This window comes from Mucilaginibacter sp. P2_A5 (genome assembly GCF_056404995.1).
Window position 1 is genome coordinate 1 of sequence record NZ_JBFUCY010000030.1, and the last position, 21,959, is coordinate 21,959.

19 protein-coding genes are annotated in these 21,959 nt (G+C 42.4%); 10 read left to right on the forward strand and 9 right to left on the reverse strand.

The genetic code is table 11. The features are described from left to right. Positions 1-411: 411 nt before the first annotated feature. A complete protein-coding gene (locus AC1DXF_RS22555) occupies positions 412-1,746 on the reverse strand; it encodes a sensor histidine kinase (RefSeq protein ID WP_477450958.1) in 1,335 nt (444 codons plus the stop codon). Between the two features lie 166 nt (positions 1,747-1,912). On the opposite strand from AC1DXF_RS22555, the gene clpB reads away from it, so the two are divergent. Then, positions 1,913-4,528 (forward strand): ATP-dependent chaperone ClpB, encoded by a 2,616-nt coding sequence (clpB, locus tag AC1DXF_RS22560; RefSeq protein WP_477450959.1) that lies wholly within the window; start codon positions 1,913-1,915, stop codon positions 4,526-4,528. A gap of 376 nt (positions 4,529-4,904) precedes the next feature. Here the strand turns inward: clpB and AC1DXF_RS22565 are convergent, their stop codons facing one another. Beyond that, positions 4,905-5,081: a hypothetical protein gene (locus tag AC1DXF_RS22565; RefSeq protein ID WP_477450960.1), complete on the reverse strand. Its 177-nt coding sequence runs from the start codon at positions 5,079-5,081 to the stop codon at positions 4,905-4,907. 274 nt (positions 5,082-5,355) lie between these two features. Continuing rightward, positions 5,356-5,754 carry a hypothetical protein gene (locus tag AC1DXF_RS22570; RefSeq protein WP_477450961.1) on the reverse strand — a complete coding sequence of 133 codons (399 nt, stop codon included), beginning with the start codon at positions 5,752-5,754 and terminating at the stop codon, positions 5,356-5,358. 210 nt (positions 5,755-5,964) lie between these two features. Here AC1DXF_RS22570 and AC1DXF_RS22575 point away from each other — a divergent pair, with 210 nt between their 5' ends. Both AC1DXF_RS22575 and AC1DXF_RS22580 read left to right on the forward strand, forming a co-directional pair. Further along, on the forward strand, positions 5,965-7,575 hold the full coding sequence (locus AC1DXF_RS22575; RefSeq protein ID WP_477450962.1) for a hypothetical protein: 1,611 nt from the start codon (positions 5,965-5,967) through the stop codon (positions 7,573-7,575). A gap of 200 nt (positions 7,576-7,775) precedes the next feature. Further along, a complete protein-coding gene (locus tag AC1DXF_RS22580; protein ID WP_477450963.1) occupies positions 7,776-8,120 on the forward strand; it encodes a phosphoribosylpyrophosphate synthetase in 345 nt (114 codons plus the stop codon). Between the two features lie 280 nt (positions 8,121-8,400). Here AC1DXF_RS22580 and AC1DXF_RS22585 read toward each other — a convergent pair whose 3' ends face one another. Beyond that, positions 8,401-8,949, reverse strand: coding sequence for a hypothetical protein (locus tag AC1DXF_RS22585; protein ID WP_477450964.1), 549 nt, complete (start codon positions 8,947-8,949; stop codon positions 8,401-8,403). Between the two features lie 171 nt (positions 8,950-9,120). Here AC1DXF_RS22585 and AC1DXF_RS22590 point away from each other — a divergent pair, with 171 nt between their 5' ends. Beyond that, positions 9,121-9,336, forward strand: coding sequence for a hypothetical protein (locus AC1DXF_RS22590; RefSeq protein ID WP_477450965.1), 216 nt, complete (start codon positions 9,121-9,123; stop codon positions 9,334-9,336). 73 nt (positions 9,337-9,409) lie between these two features. Here the strand turns inward: AC1DXF_RS22590 and AC1DXF_RS22595 are convergent, their stop codons facing one another. Beyond that, positions 9,410-9,958 (reverse strand): DUF2892 domain-containing protein, encoded by a 549-nt coding sequence (locus AC1DXF_RS22595; protein ID WP_477450966.1) that lies wholly within the window; start codon positions 9,956-9,958, stop codon positions 9,410-9,412. Positions 9,959-10,031: 73 nt separating this feature from the next. On the opposite strand from AC1DXF_RS22595, the gene ung reads away from it, so the two are divergent. After that, positions 10,032-10,709 (forward strand): uracil-DNA glycosylase, encoded by a 678-nt coding sequence (gene ung, locus AC1DXF_RS22600; RefSeq protein ID WP_477450967.1) that lies wholly within the window; start codon positions 10,032-10,034, stop codon positions 10,707-10,709. A gap of 127 nt (positions 10,710-10,836) precedes the next feature. Here the strand turns inward: ung and AC1DXF_RS22605 are convergent, their stop codons facing one another. Continuing rightward, entirely contained in the window at positions 10,837-11,307 is a 471-nt protein-coding gene (locus tag AC1DXF_RS22605) for an Lrp/AsnC family transcriptional regulator (RefSeq protein WP_477450968.1), read from the reverse strand. Between the two features lie 128 nt (positions 11,308-11,435). Here AC1DXF_RS22605 and AC1DXF_RS22610 point away from each other — a divergent pair, with 128 nt between their 5' ends. From AC1DXF_RS22610 to smpB, 3 genes are all read left to right on the forward strand, one after another. After that, positions 11,436-12,089 (forward strand): metal-dependent transcriptional regulator, encoded by a 654-nt coding sequence (locus tag AC1DXF_RS22610; RefSeq protein ID WP_477450969.1) that lies wholly within the window; start codon positions 11,436-11,438, stop codon positions 12,087-12,089. Beyond that, positions 12,086-13,999 (forward strand): Nramp family divalent metal transporter, encoded by a 1,914-nt coding sequence (locus AC1DXF_RS22615; protein WP_477450970.1) that lies wholly within the window; start codon positions 12,086-12,088, stop codon positions 13,997-13,999. The genes AC1DXF_RS22610 and AC1DXF_RS22615 overlap by 4 nt, the downstream gene beginning before the upstream one ends. Before the next feature lie 123 nt (positions 14,000-14,122). Continuing rightward, on the forward strand, positions 14,123-14,575 hold the full coding sequence (smpB, locus tag AC1DXF_RS22620) for an SsrA-binding protein SmpB (RefSeq protein ID WP_147059360.1): 453 nt from the start codon (positions 14,123-14,125) through the stop codon (positions 14,573-14,575). 115 nt (positions 14,576-14,690) lie between these two features. On the opposite strand, the gene AC1DXF_RS22625 is transcribed toward smpB, so the two are convergent. The 3 genes from AC1DXF_RS22625 to AC1DXF_RS22635 form a co-directional block, all read right to left on the reverse strand. Next, positions 14,691-15,350 carry a protein-L-isoaspartate(D-aspartate) O-methyltransferase gene (locus AC1DXF_RS22625; RefSeq protein WP_477450971.1) on the reverse strand — a complete coding sequence of 220 codons (660 nt, stop codon included), beginning with the start codon at positions 15,348-15,350 and terminating at the stop codon, positions 14,691-14,693. Between the two features lie 198 nt (positions 15,351-15,548). Continuing rightward, positions 15,549-18,038: a replication restart helicase PriA gene (gene priA, locus AC1DXF_RS22630; protein WP_477450973.1), complete on the reverse strand. Its 2,490-nt coding sequence runs from the start codon at positions 18,036-18,038 to the stop codon at positions 15,549-15,551. A 176-nt stretch (positions 18,039-18,214) separates the two neighbouring features. Further along, the gene (locus AC1DXF_RS22635; RefSeq protein ID WP_477450974.1) at positions 18,215-18,607 is read right to left on the reverse strand and encodes a DUF423 domain-containing protein; all 393 of its coding nucleotides are present in this window, start codon (positions 18,605-18,607) and stop codon (positions 18,215-18,217) included. Positions 18,608-18,692: 85 nt separating this feature from the next. On the opposite strand from AC1DXF_RS22635, the gene AC1DXF_RS22640 reads away from it, so the two are divergent. Both AC1DXF_RS22640 and AC1DXF_RS22645 read left to right on the forward strand, forming a co-directional pair. After that, positions 18,693-20,282: a hypothetical protein gene (locus AC1DXF_RS22640; RefSeq protein WP_477450975.1), complete on the forward strand. Its 1,590-nt coding sequence runs from the start codon at positions 18,693-18,695 to the stop codon at positions 20,280-20,282. 142 nt (positions 20,283-20,424) lie between these two features. Then, positions 20,425-21,870: a DUF5723 family protein gene (locus AC1DXF_RS22645; RefSeq protein WP_477450976.1), complete on the forward strand. Its 1,446-nt coding sequence runs from the start codon at positions 20,425-20,427 to the stop codon at positions 21,868-21,870. The last annotated feature ends 89 nt before the right edge of the window (positions 21,871-21,959 follow it).

Below are 21,959 nucleotides of genomic sequence, written 5' to 3' on the forward strand. Positions count from 1 at the left end.
GCCAGAAAGCTGGCTATAGCCTATTACAATACATTAACCAAAGGAACCGCGTACGTGGAGGAGGGAACTAAGCGTTATGAAGAGCAACTAAAGAAAAGAGAGATGGCATCATTGAAAAGATTAGCTAAAAAGCACAATGTGCAACTGGTTGAAAATCAAACTGCTGCATAATGTGTCAATGGCAGGTACAAAGGATCTATCTGCTTTGCATGACCGATAGAAAAGTTCGCGAATAGATGCTTCGTTCCTCAGCATGACAGTTTTTTATTTTTGAATGTCATTTCCCCTTCAGCGTTTTGCCAAACTTTACAGCTACCAATGACTAATGACAGCGCAGCGAAATGACCAATGACAAGCGAAGCGACAATGACCAATGACAGCGCAGCGAAATGACAAGCGCAGCGACAATGACTAATGACCAACAGGCAGTTTCACCACAAAAACAGAGCCTTTCCCTTCTGTACTTTCAACGTGGATAGTACCCTTATGGCTTTCAACTATCTGGCGCACAATGCTGAGTCCTAAGCCAGTCGATTTTTCGCCACGCACGCCGGTGCGGCCTGCCTTGGTAAAGCTGTTAAATATTTCGGGAAGCATGGCCTGCGGGATCCCCATGCCATAATCCTGAACCTCAATAATCACATCTTTACTAACCTGGCTTAACCGCACGTCAACACGGCTGTTATCCTTTGAAAATTTCACGGCATTACTCACCAGGTTGTCAATTACACGGGAAAACCTTTCTTTATTAATCAGCGCATAAGCGGGGTTTACACTACTGGTAAAAATAACATCAACGTTCAGTTTCCCCTGGGTCCGCCAGGAGTTTACGGCGGTTTTAAGCAACTGATTCAGTTCTGTCCTTTCGGTTTCAATTGGTCTCCCGTTTTCATTACGGGCGGCATCAAGCAGGTCATCAATAATCGACCGGGCTTTGGCACACGATTCTTTAATCATATTTAAATTATCCTGCGTATCCTCGGTCACCTCATCTAATTCCATCATCATCGCTATCGACTCAACCGAGGCGATGGGATTACGCAGATCATGAGCTACCATGCCCAGCACCTGGTTTTTAAACACATTGGCGCCTTCTATCAACTGATTTTTTTCGCTTATTAATAAAACCTGCTGGTAACTATTGGCTTTGTAAGTAAAAAAATACCTCGACGTTAAATAAAAGGCCGATAACAGCACAACTGATATTAACTGATTATAAAGCATTTGCGTTGCCGATGTTTGGCTATATAGCAGCAAAGCGGTAAAAAACAGTTCGATGCCTATGATGAGGATAAGGGTTTCGTAATATTCAAATACCATTATCGCGCTGATAAGGCACAAAGCTATCAGGTAAAGTGTAAGCGAATTACTGGGATCGGATGTGGCGATAAAGCTGGAATACATACCGCAGGTAATAATATACAGCGAAAATAAAAACACAACAAGCGCCATCAATTGTGTACCTTTTTTATGCTTTTTATATTCCAATATCAGCAGGTTGGCAGCTATCAGGAAAAATGGGGTTATAACCAGGAATACCCAGTTACTTGCGTTAAATTCGGGAAAGTTTTGCGCTTTGGTAAGGCTTGCCGGGAAAACAACATACAGTACCCTGATTATTATATTTAACAGTAAAAATATGATGCTGGCTGCCCTTACGGCAATCAAATTTTGATAGGTGTAAAAATCCCTGTACAATGATCTGTACTTAACAGGCAGGGTGTTAAAAAAAAAGCGCGTAGTCAAAGTGAGTTGAAGTTGATATTTATCGAACAGATAAAAGTATTAAAAATGTTACAATTATTTTTATTGGCGACAAAATGACGTTTAAAATATTTTTCATATGACTTTTTATCATGTTCAGGTTAACTGGCAAGGGATTTGACCAATACAACTCATAACACTAATCACTATGAATTTTAACAACTTTACAATAAAAGCACAGGAAGCTGTACAAAAGGCTTCTGAGATTGCAACCGGCAATCAGCAGCAGGCAATTGAGCCGGCGCACCTGTTAAAAGGCTTGCTGCTGGTTGATGAAAATGTTATTTCCTACTTACTAAAAAAGCTTAATGTTAACCTTAACCGCCTGAACGAGGTACTAGATACCCAGATTGCATCGTTCCCGAAAGTTAGCGGCAGCAACGTTTACTTATCGTCAGATAGTAACTCGGCCCTGCAAAAAGCGCAAGGATACTTAAAGGAGTTTAAAGATGAGTTTGTGTCGGTGGAGCACATACTTTTAGGCTTGCTGGCAGCCGGTGGCAAAGTAAGCGGCGCGCTTAAAGATTTTGGTGTAAACGAAAAGGACCTTAAAAAAGCTATTATAGCTTTACGTGGCGACAGCAAAGTGACCGACCAAAATGCCGAAGCAACCTACAATGCCCTAAACAAATATGCCCGCAACCTTAATGAGTACGCCGAAAGCGGCAAGCTTGACCCTGTTATTGGCCGTGATGATGAGATTAGGCGTGTTATCCAGATCCTGTCACGCCGTACCAAAAACAACCCCATACTGGTTGGCGAGCCGGGTGTTGGTAAAACAGCCATTGCCGAAGGTATTGCTTTCAGGATTATCAAAGGTGATGTTCCCGAAAGCCTGAAAACAAAAACAGTGTACTCCTTAGATATGGGCGCATTGATTGCAGGCGCCAAATATAAAGGTGAGTTTGAAGAACGCCTTAAAGCCGTTATAAAAGAAGTTACGCAAAGCGATGGCGAGATCATTTTATTTATAGATGAGATACATACGCTGGTTGGCGCAGGTGGTGGCGAGGGCGCTATGGATGCTGCCAACATTTTAAAACCAGCCCTGGCCCGTGGCGAATTAAGATCAATAGGTGCAACCACCCTTAACGAGTACCAAAAATATTTAGAAAAAGATAAAGCGCTGGAACGTCGTTTTCAGAAGGTTATGGTTGAAGAACCTGATGCCGCCGATGCCATATCGATATTACGTGGTTTAAAAGAACGTTACGAAACTCACCACAAAGTGCGGATCAAGGATGAAGCCATAATCGCAGCGGTTGAAATGTCGCAACGGTACATAGCCGACAGGTTTTTACCGGATAAAGCTATCGACCTGATGGATGAGGCTGCTTCAAAACTACGCCTGGAGATGGATTCGGTACCCGAAGTGGTTGACGAGTTGGAACGCCGCATTATGCAGCTTGAAATTGAGCGCGAGGCCATTAAACGCGAAAAGGACGACCGCAAGGTTGCCGAATTAAGTGAAGAAATTGCCAATCTATCCGCTCAGCGCGACTCGCTGCGTGCCAAATGGAAGGGTGAAAAAGACCTTGTTGATGGCATCAACACAAAAGTTGAACTAATCGAGCACTACAAACTCGAAGCCGAACAGGCCGAACGTGCCGGCGACTACGGTAAAGTAGCCGAATTACGTTACGGCACCATTGTACAGGCCCAGGCCGAGGTGGAAAAACTAAAAGCCGCCCTTTTGGAAAACCAAAGCGATAGCCGCATGCTGAAAGAGGAAGTTACTGCCGATGATATTGCCGGCGTAGTAGCCCGCTGGACAGGCATCCCGGTGAGTAAAATGATACAAAGTGAAAGAGAAAAACTGTTAAACCTGGAAGGCGAGCTGCACAAGCGTGTTGCAGGGCAGGAGGAAGCGATAGAGGCGATAAGTGATGCCATACGCCGCAGCCGCGCCGGTTTACAGGATAAGCGCAAACCAATAGGATCGTTCATATTTTTGGGCACAACCGGCGTGGGCAAAACCGAGCTGGCCAAAGCCCTGGCCGAATACCTGTTTAATGACGAAGGCGCCCTGGTGCGCATAGATATGAGCGAATACCAGGAACGCCATGCCGTTTCAAGACTAATAGGAGCGCCTCCGGGCTATGTGGGTTATGATGAAGGTGGCCAGTTAACCGAAGCCGTACGCAGGAAACCGTATAGCGTGGTATTATTGGACGAGATTGAAAAAGCGCACCCTGACGTATTTAATATCCTATTGCAGGTATTGGATGATGGCCGCTTAACCGATAATAAAGGCCGTGTGGTAAACTTTAAAAATACCATCATTATCATGACCAGCAATATTGGCTCAAACATCATCCAGGAAAACTTCCAGACTTTGGAGGATAGTAATCGCGATGAACTGATAGCCAAAACCAAAAATGAGCTATTTAACCTGTTAAGGGCAACCATCCGCCCCGAGTTTTTGAACAGGATAGACGAGATCATCATGTTCACACCGCTTAGCCGCAACGAGATACATGATATTGTAAAACTACAGTTTAACCAGGTAAAACAAACCCTGGCCGAAATGGGCATTACCATGGAAGCAAGCGAAGAAGCCTTGGATTGGCTGGCCCAGTTAGGTTACGATCCGCAGTTTGGCGCCCGTCCGTTAAAACGTGTCATCCAGAAAAAGATCCTGAACGAACTGTCGAAACAGATACTGGCCGGCAAAGTAGATAAAGACAGCACCATAAAAGTGGATATGTTTGATAACAACTTTGTATTCCTCAACACGCCTAAGGTTGGTGAAGTGGTTGGATAAGTGAGTGGTTGATTGGGTTGATTGAGTTGGATTAGGTTGATTGGGTTAGATCTCATCTAATCCATTATATTAAAAATGGCCACCCGGTTTTCGGGCGGCTATTTTTTTACTTGATATTCGCTAACTGATACCGACTAAAAAATCTTGATACTTGATACTCGCTACTTGATACTAATCCGGGCGTTGCCTGCGGCCCGGGCTTTTTGTTCATACGCCTGCAGGCATTACGCTCGTTGGCCGGTATCCACGCCAATCCCTAACGCAAAATTGTCTGAACCGGGATTTTACCAGATTAATCGGATTACCGGATTTTTTATATTTAACATAATTCCTTTCACCTTTCACCTTTCACCTTTCACCTTTCACCTTTCACCTTTCACCTTTCATCCTCCTCCTTCTCATCAACCATTTCAATCAAGTTTTCTGTATTATTAAAACGTTCTTCGTTTTTGGCAAGTATGGGGGCTGCACCGGCAATTGAAATGCCGGCTACAGCCAATAATAAAAACAGGCCCAGGCAAACAAGCCTGAGCAGCTTTTTTAGCTTTTTCATGCATTTAGCAATGTGCTCAACAAGCTTTACAGCCAGGGAAATCGCTTTTAAACCTTTTCAGCTACAAACGGTTGACCTTTACAAAATAATACACTTTTAAGCTGCCTCGTAGAGGCTACCTGTTTGTAGAAAACGAATAGTTCAACCTTTTTTGCTCCTTAGGAGCTACCTTTCTTCAGGATCAACTTTTAAAAGCGATTTCCCTGGCTTTACAGCGCGTTAAGCGAGTAAGAAATTTTACCTATTCCATTATAAATGGACAAACTGGAAGGGATTAACCGACAGATAAATGATCCTGATCGGCTGGATACGAAGTTGGCGGGATGATTTGAAAATTAGCTGCGCTTTTGTGATTTAAAAAAAGCAGCCTTAAATGCCGGTACTTATGCGCAACAAGATTATCATAAAGCAAAATGCGCGGGCCAAAACTTTGTTTATGATCTAAAGGAACAAATGCAGCCCGATAAAAAGCTACGGATGCTCTTTTATAACCGATGCCATTTTTTAATGCAAACGGTTTAACAGCCAATACCTCGGTATCTGTTGCTTTTGCTATTGGCCGGTTACTATTTATATATCCGGATATCGAAAAAAAGCTAACCAATAAAGTAAGCGCCAGCAGGCCATGCCTAACCTTGCTTTTTATCCCGGTTAAATTTTTACGAATGAGCATAAGTAAAGATAGTAAATTGTTGCTTAAGTAGCATTAAATTCAATCCTGCCGGGCAAATTCATCCTGATCAACCACTCATTCTGTCAACTAATTCAACCACATTTAACAATAAGTTAATATATTAGCAATAGTTAATTACATAATAATCACCAAGTTTGACACACAGTTAATAAACACATACTTATACATTAATCACCTAAAAAACACACTATGCTAAAATTTACAAATCCGAGGCTGCTTTTTGCTGCCTTAGCTTTGGCCGGAGCGTTGGCTTCAGGCTGTCAAAAAAATGCAAATCAGCCGGTTCAAAATGCTGCCGACAACCAAACAGCATCGGTAACAAAACTTAAAATCCAGGCTGTATCACTTACACAGGGTTTCGAAGTAGGGGCAACCAGTCCTAAAACTGCTTATGATGTATCGCCCACAGGCTCAAGCAGCGGCGATAACGTTACACTATCGGGCAACTCATGGAATTTGTACGACGCCCTAATTGGCAACTTATCGGGCGATTTGAAGGCAGGCTCTTGGGCAGCCCGTATCCGCAACACAGGTAAAATTACCATGCTGTTTGATGTTACTACAGGCATCAGCACCGTTACTATTAAAAGCGGTACTTACGGCAGCGATGGCGCCAGCACATGGGGACTATTTTATTCTGTAAACGGCGGCAGCAGCTATACACAGGCCGGATCAACCATAACCACTACTTCAACCTTAACCTTATCAACTTTTACCATTACCGGCGTAACCGGCACTGCCCGTATCGAGATCCGCAAATTAACCGGCGGTACAAATCGTATAGATATTGATGATATTACGATAAATGATGGCGGCACCGGCGGCGGCGGCACTGTACTTACAGGCAAAAAATTCCTGTTTGATGCAAGTCACCTTGAAAATGCAGGCAGCGCCGATTGGCAAATTGATGCCGATGGCACCGAAAGTGTGCCACTTTATACCGGTGGTACCACTGTAGAAACAAAAGCACAGCGCATACCAACAGCATCATATACAGGCATTACTTCGGGCACTGCCGAAACCTATTGGAAAGGCGCTATTTCGGCATGGGCTGTCGAACTGGTAAAACGCGGCGAGCTGGTAGAATCATTGCCGAGCGGAACAGCCATTACCTATGGTACTGCAAACGCGCAGGATTTGAGCAATTATGATGTATTTGTGGTTGTTGAGCCTAACCGTTTATTCACTGCTGCAGAGAAAACTGCTTTAATGAACTTTGTTGCCAACGGCGGCGGCTTGTTTATGATAGCCGACCACACCGCAGCTACAACTGCAGGTACCGATGCCAATGGTTACAACCCGTCTGACAGGGATGGCGATGGTTACGATTCGCCCCGTGTATGGAACGATTTGATGACCAACAACGGCATCAATAACAGTAATCCTTTTGGTTTCAATATCAATTACGTTGATATCAGCGAAGGGCCTTCAACCAACGTTTATACAGGCACCAATACCAATGCGCAGATAGTATTAAACGGCGCGGCCGGCACGGCTTCAAAACTGGCTTTCTATAACGGCTCAACCGCTACCTTGTACCCTGCAAATAACGCAAGCGTACAGGGCTTATTCTGGCGCAACAGCGCTACTAATGGCGGCACTGCCAATGCAATGGCGCTTTTGGCAACATACGGCAGCGGCAGGGTTGTATTTATTGGTGATAGCTCACCTGCCGATGACGGCACAGGCGATACCAACGACAACCTGTTTAACGGCTGGTCTGGCGATGCACCTTCGGGTTATACTTCGCACCCGGCTTTGCATTTAAATGCTTCGCTGTGGCTGGCTAAGGCGCAGTAAACAGCCTCACCTAAACCTCTTCAGAAAGGGAGGACCTTAAATAAACAAAATGTCTTGTTGCTTAAATGCAATGAGACATTTTGTTTAATGTAGATTTATAAGAGGCTTATTATTCACTAAATCAAAACAACATCAATAGTTTATTGGTTACACAAATACACGCAGTATCAATTGCTATTACTTAACAAAACATCTCCACCATGAAAAATTACGAAAGCCTGCTTGATGCCACCAATGATCTTTTCAAACGGGGATATACAGCTAACCTTAGCCTGGAAGGCGATACCATAGATGATAAGGCCCAGGCCATTCATATGGGTGCCGACGATTTTATAATTGACGAGTTTTACCGCTTTGAAGGTGCCAGCAATCCCGATGATATGTCGATAGTGTACGCGGTGTCATCACCAAAATATAACCTTAAAGGCGTATTAGTGAATGCCTATGGTACTTATGCCGACGATAGCTCGTCTGCCATACACGCTAAGCTGCACCACGGCCAGGTAAGCCATAATTTGCACGGAGAAGATAGGCCACATGCGTAATTTAGATATGCAGATGTGCAGATTACAGATGTGCAAATTAAGCCTTTTGATAATCGTCTGCATATTCGTACAACTCAAAGCTCAATCATCTGAAATCCGAACATCTGTAATCCGCAGCACTTCTGCAGTTCCATCATGTGCAGATGAAAGAATGGATGTGCAGATGTGCAGATGAAAAGGATGAATTTTAGATATGAGAAATCTAATTTTCAAATTTTCAAATCCTCAAATTTTCAAATTGATTAATCATCTGCACATCTGTAATCTGAAATCTGCACATCTACAACCCTTTCAATATCTTCCTCCCGCCTGCCTGTATGGCTGCACTGCCGTTACGCATTAAAAACTCCATTTGAGCGGTAAGCTCTTCTTTAACCCAGGGAAATGATTCTTTTAAATTGAATAAGGCATAAGCTGCAAATATTTTTACAGCAACCTTTGCCCTGGGGTTTATCATCCAGTCAAACAGTTGCTCAACCACCGGTTCAAAATTGATTTCCTGAAGCTTTAATTGTAACGACTCCGGGGCATTTTCATCAGTGATGTGCATTATTATTTTAGCATAATGGCGCTGGCATCCGGGGTGTTTCACTTCGCCGAACCGCGAGATCATATAGTGCAGATCGCCAAGATAACTTTCCGGATCGGTTAAAAAAACATTTTCCAGCATCCATACCGCCCTGAAAGCGACAGCTTTATCCGGGTGAAAGGTAATATCAATCAAATCGTGCAAAGCAAAGTTTTGTGCCTTCAATATGCGGCTTAGCTCCAGCACTTTGGGCTTGCCAATTATATTGGCTATTTGCTTAATCAGTTCAGATTTGGTCATTTACCTATAAAGATAAAACACTTTATAAATATATTGTAACCCCTAAAATCTATTATACCGGTTCAATGGCCCAATAACGATAACAATTTGTTAATGAAAGCTTAAAGCAAATACAACGTTCAACTTAATAATGTTGATTATAATTGTAATAAACAATAAGATACAAACATCATGACCAATTCAATTCTGGAGATCACCGAAAACGAATACCTGATAAAGCTTAACAGGAGCAATTTCAACCTGTCGTTTATCAGGAGTTTATTAAAGATGGTTGAAGTGGCCAACCCAAGCGAAGAAAGCGAGTTTTCATATAGCGACCGCATAATCAACCCTTATCAAAACCACTCCGCCACAGCCGACTATTTTAGCGCTATTGACGAAAAATAAAAGGGACCCGTTTTGGGTCCCTTTTATTTTTATCTCTTTTTCCTTAATTTTTATTCTGCCTTCCTTATCCGGATTAAAACTGGCGATATCCGCCCCTTACTACCTGTTTATCCATTTGGGCCAACTGGCCTTTCATCATCTTTATCTGGTCGGTAAGTAATTTATTTTTATCATCTTTTGATGCTTCCGACAAATACATCTGGGCTTCGCGCTTGTTGCGTTTTGCCATTGAGATACCCGCCAGGCTCAATTTAGCCAACGCTATATTGTGCGACATTTTCATCCCCAGCTGTAATGATTTCTTAAAATATTTTTCAGATTTCATCGGTGCTCTGCGCGATTCGATCAAACCGATCAACAGGTTGTAATAACCATGCTGATTTTTATGTAATTGCTTTTCGTAATCGGTAATTTTCAATAACCAGGCCTCCGCTTTCTCCGAATTCTCTTTGCGCAAAAAATATTGGGCTAAGATCATATTTTCGTTAAAAAAGAAACTTAACAATGTAATACCACCGAACAGCAATACCAAAATACCCCAGCCCCAAAAGCCAAAAGCACAAAGCGCAACGGCTGCGCCAAAGAATACACACGCTACAACTAACCGAACAATATTTGACATAATTTGCTTTACTATATATTAAGCACAAATATCTGTTTATTTGTACGCTAAATCAACATCTATAAAAATATTTATGGCCAATTCATTAGACGCATCATGGCAGGCGGTTTTACAACCCGAATTTGACAAGCCCTACATGGTTAAACTAAAACAATTTTTATTACAGGAAAAAGAATCGGGACAAATAGTTTACCCCAAAAACGCCGACATTTTTAACGCTTTTAATACCACCCATTTTGATGATGTTAAAGTGGTAATCCTGGGGCAGGACCCGTACCACGGCGCGCACCAGGCACACGGTCTTTCATTTTCGGTACAAAAAGGGATTGCTATCCCCCGGTCATTAACCAATATTTACAAAGAACTTCAAAGCGATATCCCTGGGTTTAAAATACCTGCACATGGCAACCTGGAGGAATGGGCCAAACAAGGTGTATTGCTATTAAACGCCACATTAACAGTTAGGGCCAGCATACCCGGCTCGCACCAAAAACAAGGCTGGGAAGAATTTACCGACCAGGTTATCAAAACCATATCCGATAAAAAAGAAGGCATCTTATTTATCCTCTGGGGAGCCTTCGCCCAATCAAAAGCAGCCTTGATCGACGAAAAAAAACATTTCATCATCAAAAGCGCCCACCCATCCCCCTTCTCGGCCGACCGGGGCTTTTTCGGCAGCAAGCCATTCTCGAAAACAAATGAGATATTGAGGAAAGAAGGGAAGAAGGAGATTGATTGGCAGCTTCGTTAGGAGAGCCAAGAATCAAGACAGCTGCAAAAAAGTAAAGCGTAAAAGATTTTTTCTTTTACGCTTCACAATAAAATCCAACAAGCAAGATGAACTTATCTTGATTCCTGACTCTTAATTCTTGCCTCTATTAGTATTCCAGCGGCACTATCGGCTCCTTCTTACTGGTCGACATAATCATCATGGTTTGGAAGGTTTTTACTACCGTGATTCGGCTTATTTTTTCCATGATCAATTGTTCGTATGATTTAATGTCGCGCACGTAGCACTTCAGTAAAAAATCGCACTGGCCGGTTACATGGTGGCACTCGGTAACTTCTTTAATTGTCTTTATCTCGTCCAAAAATGTTTGGATGGTATTTTTCTGATGAAAATCTAACGAAATCTGGATAAAGGTTTTGATACCCAGGCCCAATTTTTCTTCATCCACCAGGGCATGATAACTTTTAATGTATTCGGCATTTTCCAGCTTACGCACACGCTCAAGCGTTGGCGCCGGCGAAAGGCCAATTTCGTTGGACAATTGAAGGTTGGTTATCCTTCCATTTTCCTGTAATATCTTCAGTATCTGTAAGTCTATTTTATCTAATTCAGCGCCCATAGTGTTGCAAATATAATATATTCCGCATTTCACGAAATTAAATTTCAATTAAAACGAGTAAAACAAAAATATATTTCTCATGTCTTCATATTTTAGATTAGTCTAAATTTTTTATTAGATTTGTATAAATGAACACATTAGCCGAGGAAAACTATTTGAAATGCATTTACCACCTGGCAACTGATGCCGGAATGGCCAGCACCAATCAAATTGCCGCGTCATTAAATACCAAGGCTTCATCGGTAACAGATATGCTGAAAAAGCTGGCGGATAAAGCGCTGATTAACTACACCCGTTACCAGGGCGTAAGCCTTACGGCCGCCGGCGAAAGGATAGCAATCGGCATTATTCGTAAACACAGACTGTGGGAATATTTTTTGGTAGAGAAATTAAACTTTAAATGGGACCAGGTACATGACATGGCCGAAGAAATGGAGCATATCTCGTCGGAAGAATTGATTGACAGGCTCGACGAATTTATGGGCCATCCAAAGCACGATCCACACGGCGATCCGATACCCGATTGTAACGGCAAATTTAAATCGGCCGAGCTTAAACCAATTTCGGCATTAACCATTAACGATTGCGGGGTAATTTCGGGAGTGCGCGACCATACATCGCCATTTTTACAATACCTGGAAAAGCAACAACTTACCATCGGCAAAAAAATCACCATCACCGAGGTTATAGCATATGATCATTCGGTGGCATTGAAACTTGATACAGATAAAGAAGTACATATTAGCCGCGAGGTTGCCAATAATTTACTGATAGCCCTATGAGCAAAAATAATACAAATGATAATCACTCTTTAGGTAACGTACATAGCTCGGTTAACCCCGAGAGCCTGAGCGGATGGCGTAAAACAATGGCCTTCCTCGGCCCGGCCTACCTGGTTAGCGTAGGTTACATGGATCCGGGCAACTGGGCCACCGACATTGCAGGGGGCAGCGCATTTGGGTATAAGCTTATCTGGGTTTTGTTTGCTTCAAATCTCATCGCGTTATTACTGCAATCGTTAGCCGCCCGGCTGGGCATAGTACGTGGGTTGGACCTTGCACAGGCTTCTAAGAACGCCTACCCCCGTTTTGTGAATTTTTGCCTGTATATATTGGCCCAGGTAGCTATCATAGCCTGCGATCTGGCCGAAATTATCGGTATGGCTATCGGCTTAAAGCTGTTATTTAATTTACCGCTCATCTGGGGAGTATCGCTTACCATTACCGATACCGTGCTCATGCTTTATTTAATGAATAAGGGAATGCGCAAGCTGGAGGGTTTTATTATATCAATGATCTTCATCATCGGCGTTTCATTCCTGGTCGAGATGTTTATTGTCGGGCCACAGGTACTGGACGTTGCAAAAGGTTTTATTCCTGTTAACCTGTTTAAAAATGACGCTGTAAGCCAGCAAATGCTGTATATAGCTATTGGCATCATTGGCGCTACGGTAATGCCGCACAACCTTTACCTGCACTCGTCGCTGGTACAAACCCGTAAAATTACCCGCACCGAAGAGGGCTTTAAATCGGCCATAAAATTCAACTTGTTTGATACCGTTATCGCGCTTAACCTTGCTTTTTTTGTAAACGCGGCCATATTAATACTTGCCGCTACCGCTTTTTTTAAAAACGGTTATTTTCAGGTTGCCGAAATACAGGATGCCTATAAATTACTGGAACACATATTTGGGCGGATATCCCCTGTGTTGTTTGCTATCGCCCTTATCGCATCGGGGCAAAGCTCAACCATTACAGGTACCCTTGCGGGGCAAATCATTATGGAGGGCCATATTAACCTCCGTATTGAACCCTGGCTGCGCCGGTTGCTTACACGGGTGCTGGCTATAGTACCGGCAGTATTCACCATCATATACTTCGGAGAAGAAGCCTTGGGCAGCCTGATTATTTTAAGCCAGGTGGTATTGAGCCTTCAGCTTGGTTTCGCGGTAATTCCTTTAATCCACTTTACATCCGACAAAAAGCGGATGGGAAATTTTGCCATCAGCCTTAAAGTAAAAATTTTAGCCTGGGCAAGCGCTATACTCATAGTAGGCCTTAACGCCAAGCTGGTATATGACCAGATTGGCGACTGGCTGAAAGAAAGCCGGCAAGCCGATTTATACATTTATATTTTTGTTGTGCCGATAGTTATCGGGATAGCCTTGTTGCTGCTTTTTGTATTTTTAAGGCCGATGTTTTATAAACATAGCGATAAGCCAACCTACGTTCCGCATGGTATTGCAAATTCTATTAACGAGCTGGATGCCATTATATATAAACACGTAGCCATCACTATTGATTTTTCAAAAAACGACAACGACTGCATGCGCCACGCCATTATGCAAGGTGGTAAGCAGGCTACCTACACCCTTATACACGTGGTAGAAACTGCCGGGGCACGCTATTACGGCGGCCAGGTGATGGATAACGAAACCCAAAGCGATTTTGACAACCTGGATAAATATGTACAGGCGATGAAAAAATTAGGCTATAAAGCCGATGGTGAAATTGGATATGGTAACCCGGCAGATGCTATTGCCGCTATTGTGAACAAAAACGGGGTAGATTTTATTGTGATGGGTTCGCATGGGCACAAAGCTTTAAAAGATTTGATTTTTGGCACAACAGTAAATTCGGTAAGGCACAAAGTTAATGTACCCGTATTAATTGTGAAGCCGCAAAGTACATAGCCCCACCTAAATCCTCCCCTGAAGGGGAGGACTTAAAAAAAACCATCAAAAGGTTTCGCCATTTAAGTAAGATAGAGAGCGGGTTATTTTTTTGTAAGTTTGCAAGCTTTACATCTGAATACAATGGCCGAGGATAAAATATACATCAAAAACAAAAAAGCTTATTTTGAATACCACGTACTGGATAAATACACGGCCGGCATAAAATTGTTGGGGACCGAAATTAAATCCATCCGCGAAGGTAAAGCCAATATTAATGATGCATTTTGTACTTTCATTAACGGGCAGCTATATGTGCGTAACCTGCATATATCAGAGTATTCATATGGATCATTCTATAACCACGAAGCCAAACGCGACCGCGTGCTATTGCTTAACAAAAAAGAGCTCAAAAAACTCCTTACGCGTGGCGAAGAAAAAGGGTTAACCATTATTCCCCTCGCCCTGTTCATCAGCGAGCGCGGTTTTGCCAAGCTGGAAATCGGCCTTGCACAAGGTAAAAAAACCTTTGATAAGCGGGAAACCATGAAAGAACGGGATACGAAGATAGAAATGGACAGGGTGATGAAAAGGTAACTTGATTTGGGATTTCGGATGTTCGATTTCGGATTTAGAGAATGTATTATTCTAAATTTAAATCAAATCTCAATTTAAAAATCCGAAATCGAACATCCCAATTCCGAAATCTTTATTACCAGGCCTTATCCCCTACCAGCGGCACAAACCTGAAGGTATCCAACACAATTTTTTCATAGTCGTGCTCGGCAACTTTTAAGATGGTTACCATTTTCTGGGTTTCTTCATCACCTACGGGGATTACTAAAATACCGCCAATCTTCAACTGCTTTAATAATACATCGGGCACTGTGGGGGCGCCGGCAGTTACAATAATTTTATCATAAGGGGCATGTTGGGCTATGCCTATTGAGCCATCGCCACAAAAGAAATGGGCTTTATAACCCATTTTTTCGGGCAATACATATTTTGTTTTTTCGTAGAGTTTTTCCTGGCGCTCGATAGTGTAAACGGTTGCACCCATTTCTAATAAAACACAAGTCTGGTAGCCCGATCCGGTGCCTATTTCCAGTACCTTATCGCCCTTGCGGATATGTAGTAACTCGGTTTGATAGGCTACGGTATACGGTTGGGAAATGGTTTGCCCCTCGCCTATCGGGAAGGCAATATCTTTGTAGGCCTGGTTCCAGAAAGTCTCGGCAAAAAAGTAATGACGGGGTACTTTGCCTATCGCGTTTAACACATCCTTATCCTGAATCCCCTTTTTCTCCAACAAATCAACCAGCCGTTTACGGGCGCCTTTTTCGCGGTAATTATCGATGTACTTTTGAGCCATTACGCAGTAAAGTTAACAGGATTTTGGTGATTTTGGGAGAGGGATTGAACAGCAAATCGTAAACACTTATGTGTTAACCTATAAATTTCTACTTTGTCATCGTGAGGAACGAAGGATCTATTCGCGAACCTCTACGGAATAAATGCATAATGTATAATAGATTCTTCGTTCCTCAGAATGACAAAGGGGAAACATTATTTAATAAGGATCCACATCCGGCTGTACAATACTCCCTTTACTCAACTTCGTAGTCTGAAACTGCACAATTACGTCCTTTAATATCGCCTTGGCCTTTACAATCGAAATCCCATCTTTCTCAAACTTTAACATGATAGATTTAATATAAAAATTACGGATGCGGCTAATCAACGGCGACTCGGGGCCAATCACTCTTTCGCCGAAATGTTTACGCAACTCATTGGCCAGGTAAACCGATTGATTATACAGTATTTCGGGATTTTTATGTTTGATGTCTAAATTAATAATACGGTAGAACGGCGGATATTTAAAACTTCTACGTTCAGCCATCTCCGTATAGTACAAATCGCTGTAATCATTAGCTATCACCTGTTTAATAACGCGATGGAACGGGTCATAAGTTTGTATCACCACCTTTCCTTGCTTGCCCCTGCGCCCCGCCCTGCCGCTTACCTGCGCCAGCATCTGGAAACTGCGTTCGTTGGCGCGGTAATCCGGAAACTTGAGCAGGCTATCGGCATTAATGATTCCTATCAGTGTAACGTCGCTAAAATCGAGCCCTTTGGCTACCATTTGGGTGCCTACCAGTATATCTATTTTCTTTTCCTCCAGGTCGTTCAATATGGTTTGCAGCGAGTTGCGTGCACGGGTGGTATCCAGATCCATGCGGGCAATACGGGCATCGGGCAATAGCAGGCTTAACTCATCTTCAATTTTTTCGGTACCAAAACCCTTGTATTCCAGGTGCGTAGACCCGCAGGCCGGGCAAATAGATGGCGAATCTTCCTTATACCCGCAGTAATGACAATGCAGCTTACCGCTGCTTTTATGGTAAGTAAGGCTTACATCACAATTAATACATTTGGGCGTAAACGCGCAGATTTTGCACATCAGTACCGGGGCGTAACCACGCCGGTTCTGGAACAATATCACCTGCTCTTTATTGGTCAAAGCCTCGGTTATGCCAGCCATTAACACACTGGTAAAATGCGATTGGATAGTTTTTTGCTTGGTTTCCGTGGCAATACTCACAACTTCCACATCGGGTAGTTGTACACCGCCAAAACGCTCGGTTAGCTCCGCGAAGCCATACTTACCGGTTTTGGCATTATGATAACTTTCAAATGATGGCGTTGCCGAACCCAGCAGCACTTTTCCCCGGTGCATATTGGCTAAAAATATAGCGGCATCGCGCGCGTTGTAGCGTGGGGCAGGATCAAACTGTTTGTAGGATGTTTCGTGTTCTTCGTCAACAATAATCAACCCAAGATCATTAAAGGGCAAAAACAAAGATGATCGTGCGCCCAGGATCACCTTATAATCGTTATTAAGCACTTTTTGCCAAACCTCTACCCTTTCATTATCATTAAAACGGGAATGGTATACGCCAATATCGGCGCCAAAATAAATACGTAACCGTTCGATGATGTGGGTTGTAAGCGCAATCTCGGGCAATAGGTAAAGCACCTGGCGGCCCTCGCGCATCATTTCCTCAATAAGCCGGATATAAATTTGCGTTTTGCCGGATGACGTTACGCCATGCAACAGCGTTACGTCCTTCTCCTGCAATTGCCGGCGGATACTTTCCAGCACTTCAGCCTGCTGTTCGTTTAACTCAAAATTGGTTACGGCGTCTATATCGTCCTCAAAATGCAGCCGGCTTACATTTTTTTCAACCGCAAATAAAATTTCCTTTTCTATGAGTGACTTTATACTAGATTCACCCGCCCCGCTCTCCTCAATCAACTCGTTTTTGGTGATAGCCTTTTGGGTACGCGACAGTTTGATATACGCCAGCAAGGCATCGGCTTGTTTAGGCGCACGTTTTTCCAGTATCGGGAATAATTCGCGCAGGTTATCCGGGTTGTTGTAAACCGGGTTTAAGGTGATAAAAGTACGTTTGCGGGGCTTGTACCGTTCGCTTACTTCCTCGCTAATGTGGATGAGATTTTTCTCAAACATCAGCTTCAAAATAGGCATAACCGTTTTTTGGCCTAACAGTTTAGCTATGTCGCTGATGGTTAATTCGGGCTGAATATCCAGCGCCTCCACAATTAAAAACTCCTTATCGTGCAGCGCGCTCCGGTCTATATCAAATTCTTTATTAAGTTCAATTTTGGTTTCGCTGGCCAGTTTCAGCGCGGCAGGCAACGCAGCATTCATTACCTCGCCTACGTTACACATGTAATAATCGGCCACCCATTGCCAAAAGTGCAGTTGGTGGGGCGTAACCACCGGCAGGTTATCAAGTACTTCAATTATATACTTAGCCTCGTATTTTTCGGGCGCCAGTTCGCTTATATCTTTAACCACCGCTGTATAAAGCTTGCTTTTACCAAACTGCACCACAACCCTTTTTCCAATGGCAATGGCGTTGTTCATTTCAAAAGGCACGCGGTAAGTATAATTTTTTGAGATAGACAGCGGCAAAATCACCTCTACAAAAAGCGTTTTACGATCGGTATACTCAATTTCGGCAAACTCTAACATTTTGTTTTTAGCAGAGTCAAGAATTAAGAGTCAAGAATCAAGACAACCATCGCCTATTTCTCCATCTTAATTCTTGATGATAAACTTTAAATTCTTGTTTGTTAATTCTTGTCGAGATTCTGAACCCAAACGGCCACCTGTTTTCCGTCTTGGCTCTTGATTCTTGACTCTTGACTCTATTTAACTTTATCGCCGAAAGCAGCTATCGCCATCACTAGCCAGCCTAAAATAAACAGCAGGCCGCCCAGTGGTGTTATCGGGCCCATGTATATCAGCCAGTTCCAGCCTATAATATCACGGCAGCTTAGCAGGTATAATGATCCCGAAAAAAATATTATCCCGAAGGTAAACAGGTAATAAGCAGCTTTGATCAGCTTTCCCTTTGGCTCTTTAAAGGTAGCAAGAAAAAGCAGGGCAAATACATGGTAAAAATTGTATTGTACGGCAGTGTGCCAAACCTCTAACTGGCTGGGCTGCAAAACTGCTTTAAGCCCATGTGCCCCAAAAGCGCCGGTTATTACGGCCAGCATTCCTAAAAGCGAAGCGGTGACGATTATTTGTTTGTTCATGCAGATATAAAAAGCTAAGTTAACCAATTGAAAGTATTACTTTAATGCCGCAGGGTAAAATTCTATCTTTGTAAAGCAAACCGCTATGAGACGACTGATAGTAACCACCATAATTTTACTGGCTGCCACTGTATTTATAACGGTTGTATATTTTAAAAATTTAAACCCGCCGGGCGTACGCAATAACCAGGTAATGCAAAGCATTCCCGATAATGCGGTTGCCGTATTTGAATTTAATAACGAAAAGGGCTTTTATGATATCTTTAATGGCAACCACCTGTTGGCTGCTGTTATTGGCAAACAAAAACTAAACGATCTGGATACCTTACGCAGGTTGCTGATGTTGTCTCCCCTGTCCGATCAGTTTTTTTTGGGCCAAAATGTGTTCGTTTCCGTTCATCCATCAGATACCGGCGATATAGGATTGTTGGTAACCACAACCGCATCTGCCGGTTTTGATCCAAACTCATTTAACCAGATAACAGGGCAATCAAAGGGGGCGCTTTCAATTACTATTAACCGCAATGCCATTGGGCTTGAGTACGATATTTTGCTAAAGGGTATCAACAAGCATTTTTACATCATTAAAAAAGAGGATAATATTTTTGTAGGCAGTTTTTCAAAAGCTTTGATAGACTTAAGCGCGCTATACAAAAGCGACAAAAGCAAAACCATATTTGTACCCCTGCCCGATCAGCAAAACGCCAACTCACTGGCCAATTTATATATCAATTACGGGCAGTTATCGCCCCTTTTTGACGAGTTTTTTAAAAACAAGAATACCGATATTTTTAAAAGCTTTCGTTTATTGCCGGCCGTTGCCGCGCTGAGCATAAACTACAAAAACGATGCTTTAATGTTTAATGGGATAACCAGTTTAAACAATCGTTCCTATAGTTACTTAAACCTGTTTACCAAACAGCAGCCTGTTAACAATCGCTTAAAAGATATATTCCCGGCAACTACGGCCTATAGTATTTGTTTTGCCGTATCCGACCCGCAAAAATTTGAGGCCGATTTATCTCAATGGCACCTTAAGGCAGGCGTAAACGATGAAAAGGATAAACTTTTCGGCAAAATTAAACAGGAGACCGGCTTATTGTTAAAAACCGAATTTGAGCCTTTATTAAGCAATGAGTTTGCTGTGGTTACAACCCGATACCAGGAAAAATTTGCCATTATTTCGGTTAAAGATGGTTCAAAGCTATTGCCTTTGATGACCAACATCAGTACTATGGTAAATGACGGCATGGGGCAGTTTAATTATGAAAAAATTCCGTTTTTTTTATTGGGAGATGCTTTTAGCATTTTCAGGAAACCATATTTCATGATTATAGACAACTACCTGGTGCTGGCAGCATCGCCATCAGAACTAACCAGTTATACCGATACCTATATCAACCGTAAATTCATCAGCAAAACCGAACAGTATAACCAGTTTGACAATTTGCTTGCCGAACGTAGCAATGTGGCCTTTTTTATCAATTTTAAAAACGCGCAGCAAATATTAAAACGCGACCTCAGAGACTCGTTCTATGACGCTTTTGAAAACAATCATCCCGGCTGGAAAGATTTTTACGGAGCAGCTTATCAATTCACAGCATCCGACAAGAATTTTTATACCAATTTTTGTATGAAAATAAACAATATTGACAGTGCTGCGTTTACAAAATAAATTTACTTTGGCACGCTCACAACCAATTTATACTTAAATACGTTAAACCCTTTGATTAATTTATTCTTTTTTACAGATAACCCGTTTTGAATTTTATCTTTAAAAAAATTAAAACGAACTAAGGCACGACGAGATATTATATATGAATAAAATTTACATTGTCCTTTTCTTTTTGCTCATTTCTTTCTCKGTATCGGCCCAGCAATTTTCGCAGTATAACACTGGTACGCTTTATGATTCGTTCGAAAACCCATCGGTAAGATCATTTATACCCGACTCAAGCAGGCAATATGCATTCAACTTTTTTATACCCAACTTTAATGCCAATGCTTATGTTACCGGCGACATACAACAGTCGCTAAAAAGACGCCTATTTGCATCGCCAAACACTTATCAATCAGCATATTTAGAAATTGGTAAAAGCAAATATAACCATATTAATGCCAACGTTAATGCTTATGCGATTATGCTTAAATCTTTCACAAGTCTTAATGGCGATGTAGAAATGGGCTTTTCGTATCAATTAAAAGCAGAAAGCCGTGGCCTTATATCTGATGAAACGATTGCTTTGTTTGACGATGTACGTAATTTTAAAGGCAATCCTTACGATGATATCTTTAACAATCATTTTCAATATCAAACATATAACCAGGTCAGTTATTCGTACCGCGAACGGATTAATAAGCAGTTTGCCTTTGGTTTTAAGCTGAGTGCTTTGCTGGGCATAAAATATTCAAAGCTCGATGTTACAGGTTCACACGCTGTGTTTGATACGGTTAATAACCAGGCTACCGTCAGCATGCGCGGCCGTTATTATTCGAGCTACATACCGGGCCAGCCTTCGGCACACGATTACCTGCCTACGTTCCGAAGCCCGGGCGCTTCTATAACCATTGGAACATCTTACATAACTGACGATAACATAACCATACAGGCAAATATTAAAGATTTAGGCTTTATACACTGGAGCAGCCGTTCGCTTGCTTCTGATTTTGATAATACTACAACCATAACCGGGTTAAGGTCAGGTGGCAGGGAAGATAGCATCTACAATGCCGTAATTAAGCTTTTCCGAAGCACCCAGGCAATGTCAAAAATAGGCTCGTTTACTACAAAAACAAATGCCAGGGGCGAGTTAAGCGCGTCAAAAACATACTGGATAGATTACGATAATAATTTCAAATACACGCCAACCCTAATAGGCTCCAAAGAGTTTTGGTTTACAGGGTTTACCGCTGCATTGGTTAACCACGTGCAATATCAAAACTATACCGCCACCATTACAGCCAGTTACGATGATATGAAGCTATTTAATGTGGGTGCACAGTTTATGTATAAAACTCCGAACTTTGAGGTATACGGAGGCTCCGAAAGGCTTATTAACACAGGCAGGCTTGCATTTGCCGCACTGGGTAACCAAACCCAGATAGATCATATTGGCACCTACTCCGGCATGGACATATTTCTTGGCTTTTCGTTGAAATTTGGCGCCGTAATTGAGCATCCTATGAATTCAAGCTACATCCCTATGGGCGAAAAAGGTTTCTTCGGCAGGCTATGGGGCCGACTGTTCAAAACAGGCTATTAAAAAATAGCGTCAAGAGCTTAGGGTCAGGAATCAAGACGCTTTATTTCCGGTTATTACACCAATCCTTTTCGATATCAGAGTTCGATACA

Bases quoted from the DNA above. Each gene is read 5' to 3' on its own strand.
- AC1DXF_RS22570 (WP_477450961.1), bottom strand. From the start codon at position 5,754: ATGCTCATTCGTAAAAATTTAACCGGGATAAAAAGCAAGGTTAGGCAT.
- AC1DXF_RS22615 (WP_477450970.1), top strand. From the start codon at position 12,086: ATGAGCAAAAATAATACAAATGATAATCACTCTTTAGGTAACGTACAT.
- smpB (WP_147059360.1), top strand. From the start codon at position 14,123: ATGGCCGAGGATAAAATATACATCAAAAACAAAAAAGCTTATTTTGAA.
- AC1DXF_RS22590 (WP_477450965.1), top strand. From the start codon at position 9,121: ATGACCAATTCAATTCTGGAGATCACCGAAAACGAATACCTGATAAAG.
- AC1DXF_RS22625 (WP_477450971.1), bottom strand. From the start codon at position 15,350: ATGGCTCAAAAGTACATCGATAATTACCGCGAAAAAGGCGCCCGTAAA.
- clpB (WP_477450959.1), top strand. From the start codon at position 1,913: ATGAATTTTAACAACTTTACAATAAAAGCACAGGAAGCTGTACAAAAG.
- AC1DXF_RS22595 (WP_477450966.1), bottom strand. From the start codon at position 9,958: ATGTCAAATATTGTTCGGTTAGTTGTAGCGTGTGTATTCTTTGGCGCA.
- AC1DXF_RS22610 (WP_477450969.1), top strand. From the start codon at position 11,436: ATGAACACATTAGCCGAGGAAAACTATTTGAAATGCATTTACCACCTG.
- AC1DXF_RS22575 (WP_477450962.1), top strand. From the start codon at position 5,965: ATGCTAAAATTTACAAATCCGAGGCTGCTTTTTGCTGCCTTAGCTTTG.
- priA (WP_477450973.1), bottom strand. From the start codon at position 18,038: ATGTTAGAGTTTGCCGAAATTGAGTATACCGATCGTAAAACGCTTTTT.
- AC1DXF_RS22580 (WP_477450963.1), top strand. From the start codon at position 7,776: ATGAAAAATTACGAAAGCCTGCTTGATGCCACCAATGATCTTTTCAAA.
- AC1DXF_RS22640 (WP_477450975.1), top strand. From the start codon at position 18,693: ATGAGACGACTGATAGTAACCACCATAATTTTACTGGCTGCCACTGTA.
- AC1DXF_RS22635 (WP_477450974.1), bottom strand. From the start codon at position 18,607: ATGAACAAACAAATAATCGTCACCGCTTCGCTTTTAGGAATGCTGGCC.
- AC1DXF_RS22585 (WP_477450964.1), bottom strand. From the start codon at position 8,949: ATGACCAAATCTGAACTGATTAAGCAAATAGCCAATATAATTGGCAAG.
- ung (WP_477450967.1), top strand. From the start codon at position 10,032: ATGGCCAATTCATTAGACGCATCATGGCAGGCGGTTTTACAACCCGAA.
- AC1DXF_RS22565 (WP_477450960.1), bottom strand. From the start codon at position 5,081: ATGAAAAAGCTAAAAAAGCTGCTCAGGCTTGTTTGCCTGGGCCTGTTT.
- AC1DXF_RS22605 (WP_477450968.1), bottom strand. From the start codon at position 11,307: ATGGGCGCTGAATTAGATAAAATAGACTTACAGATACTGAAGATATTA.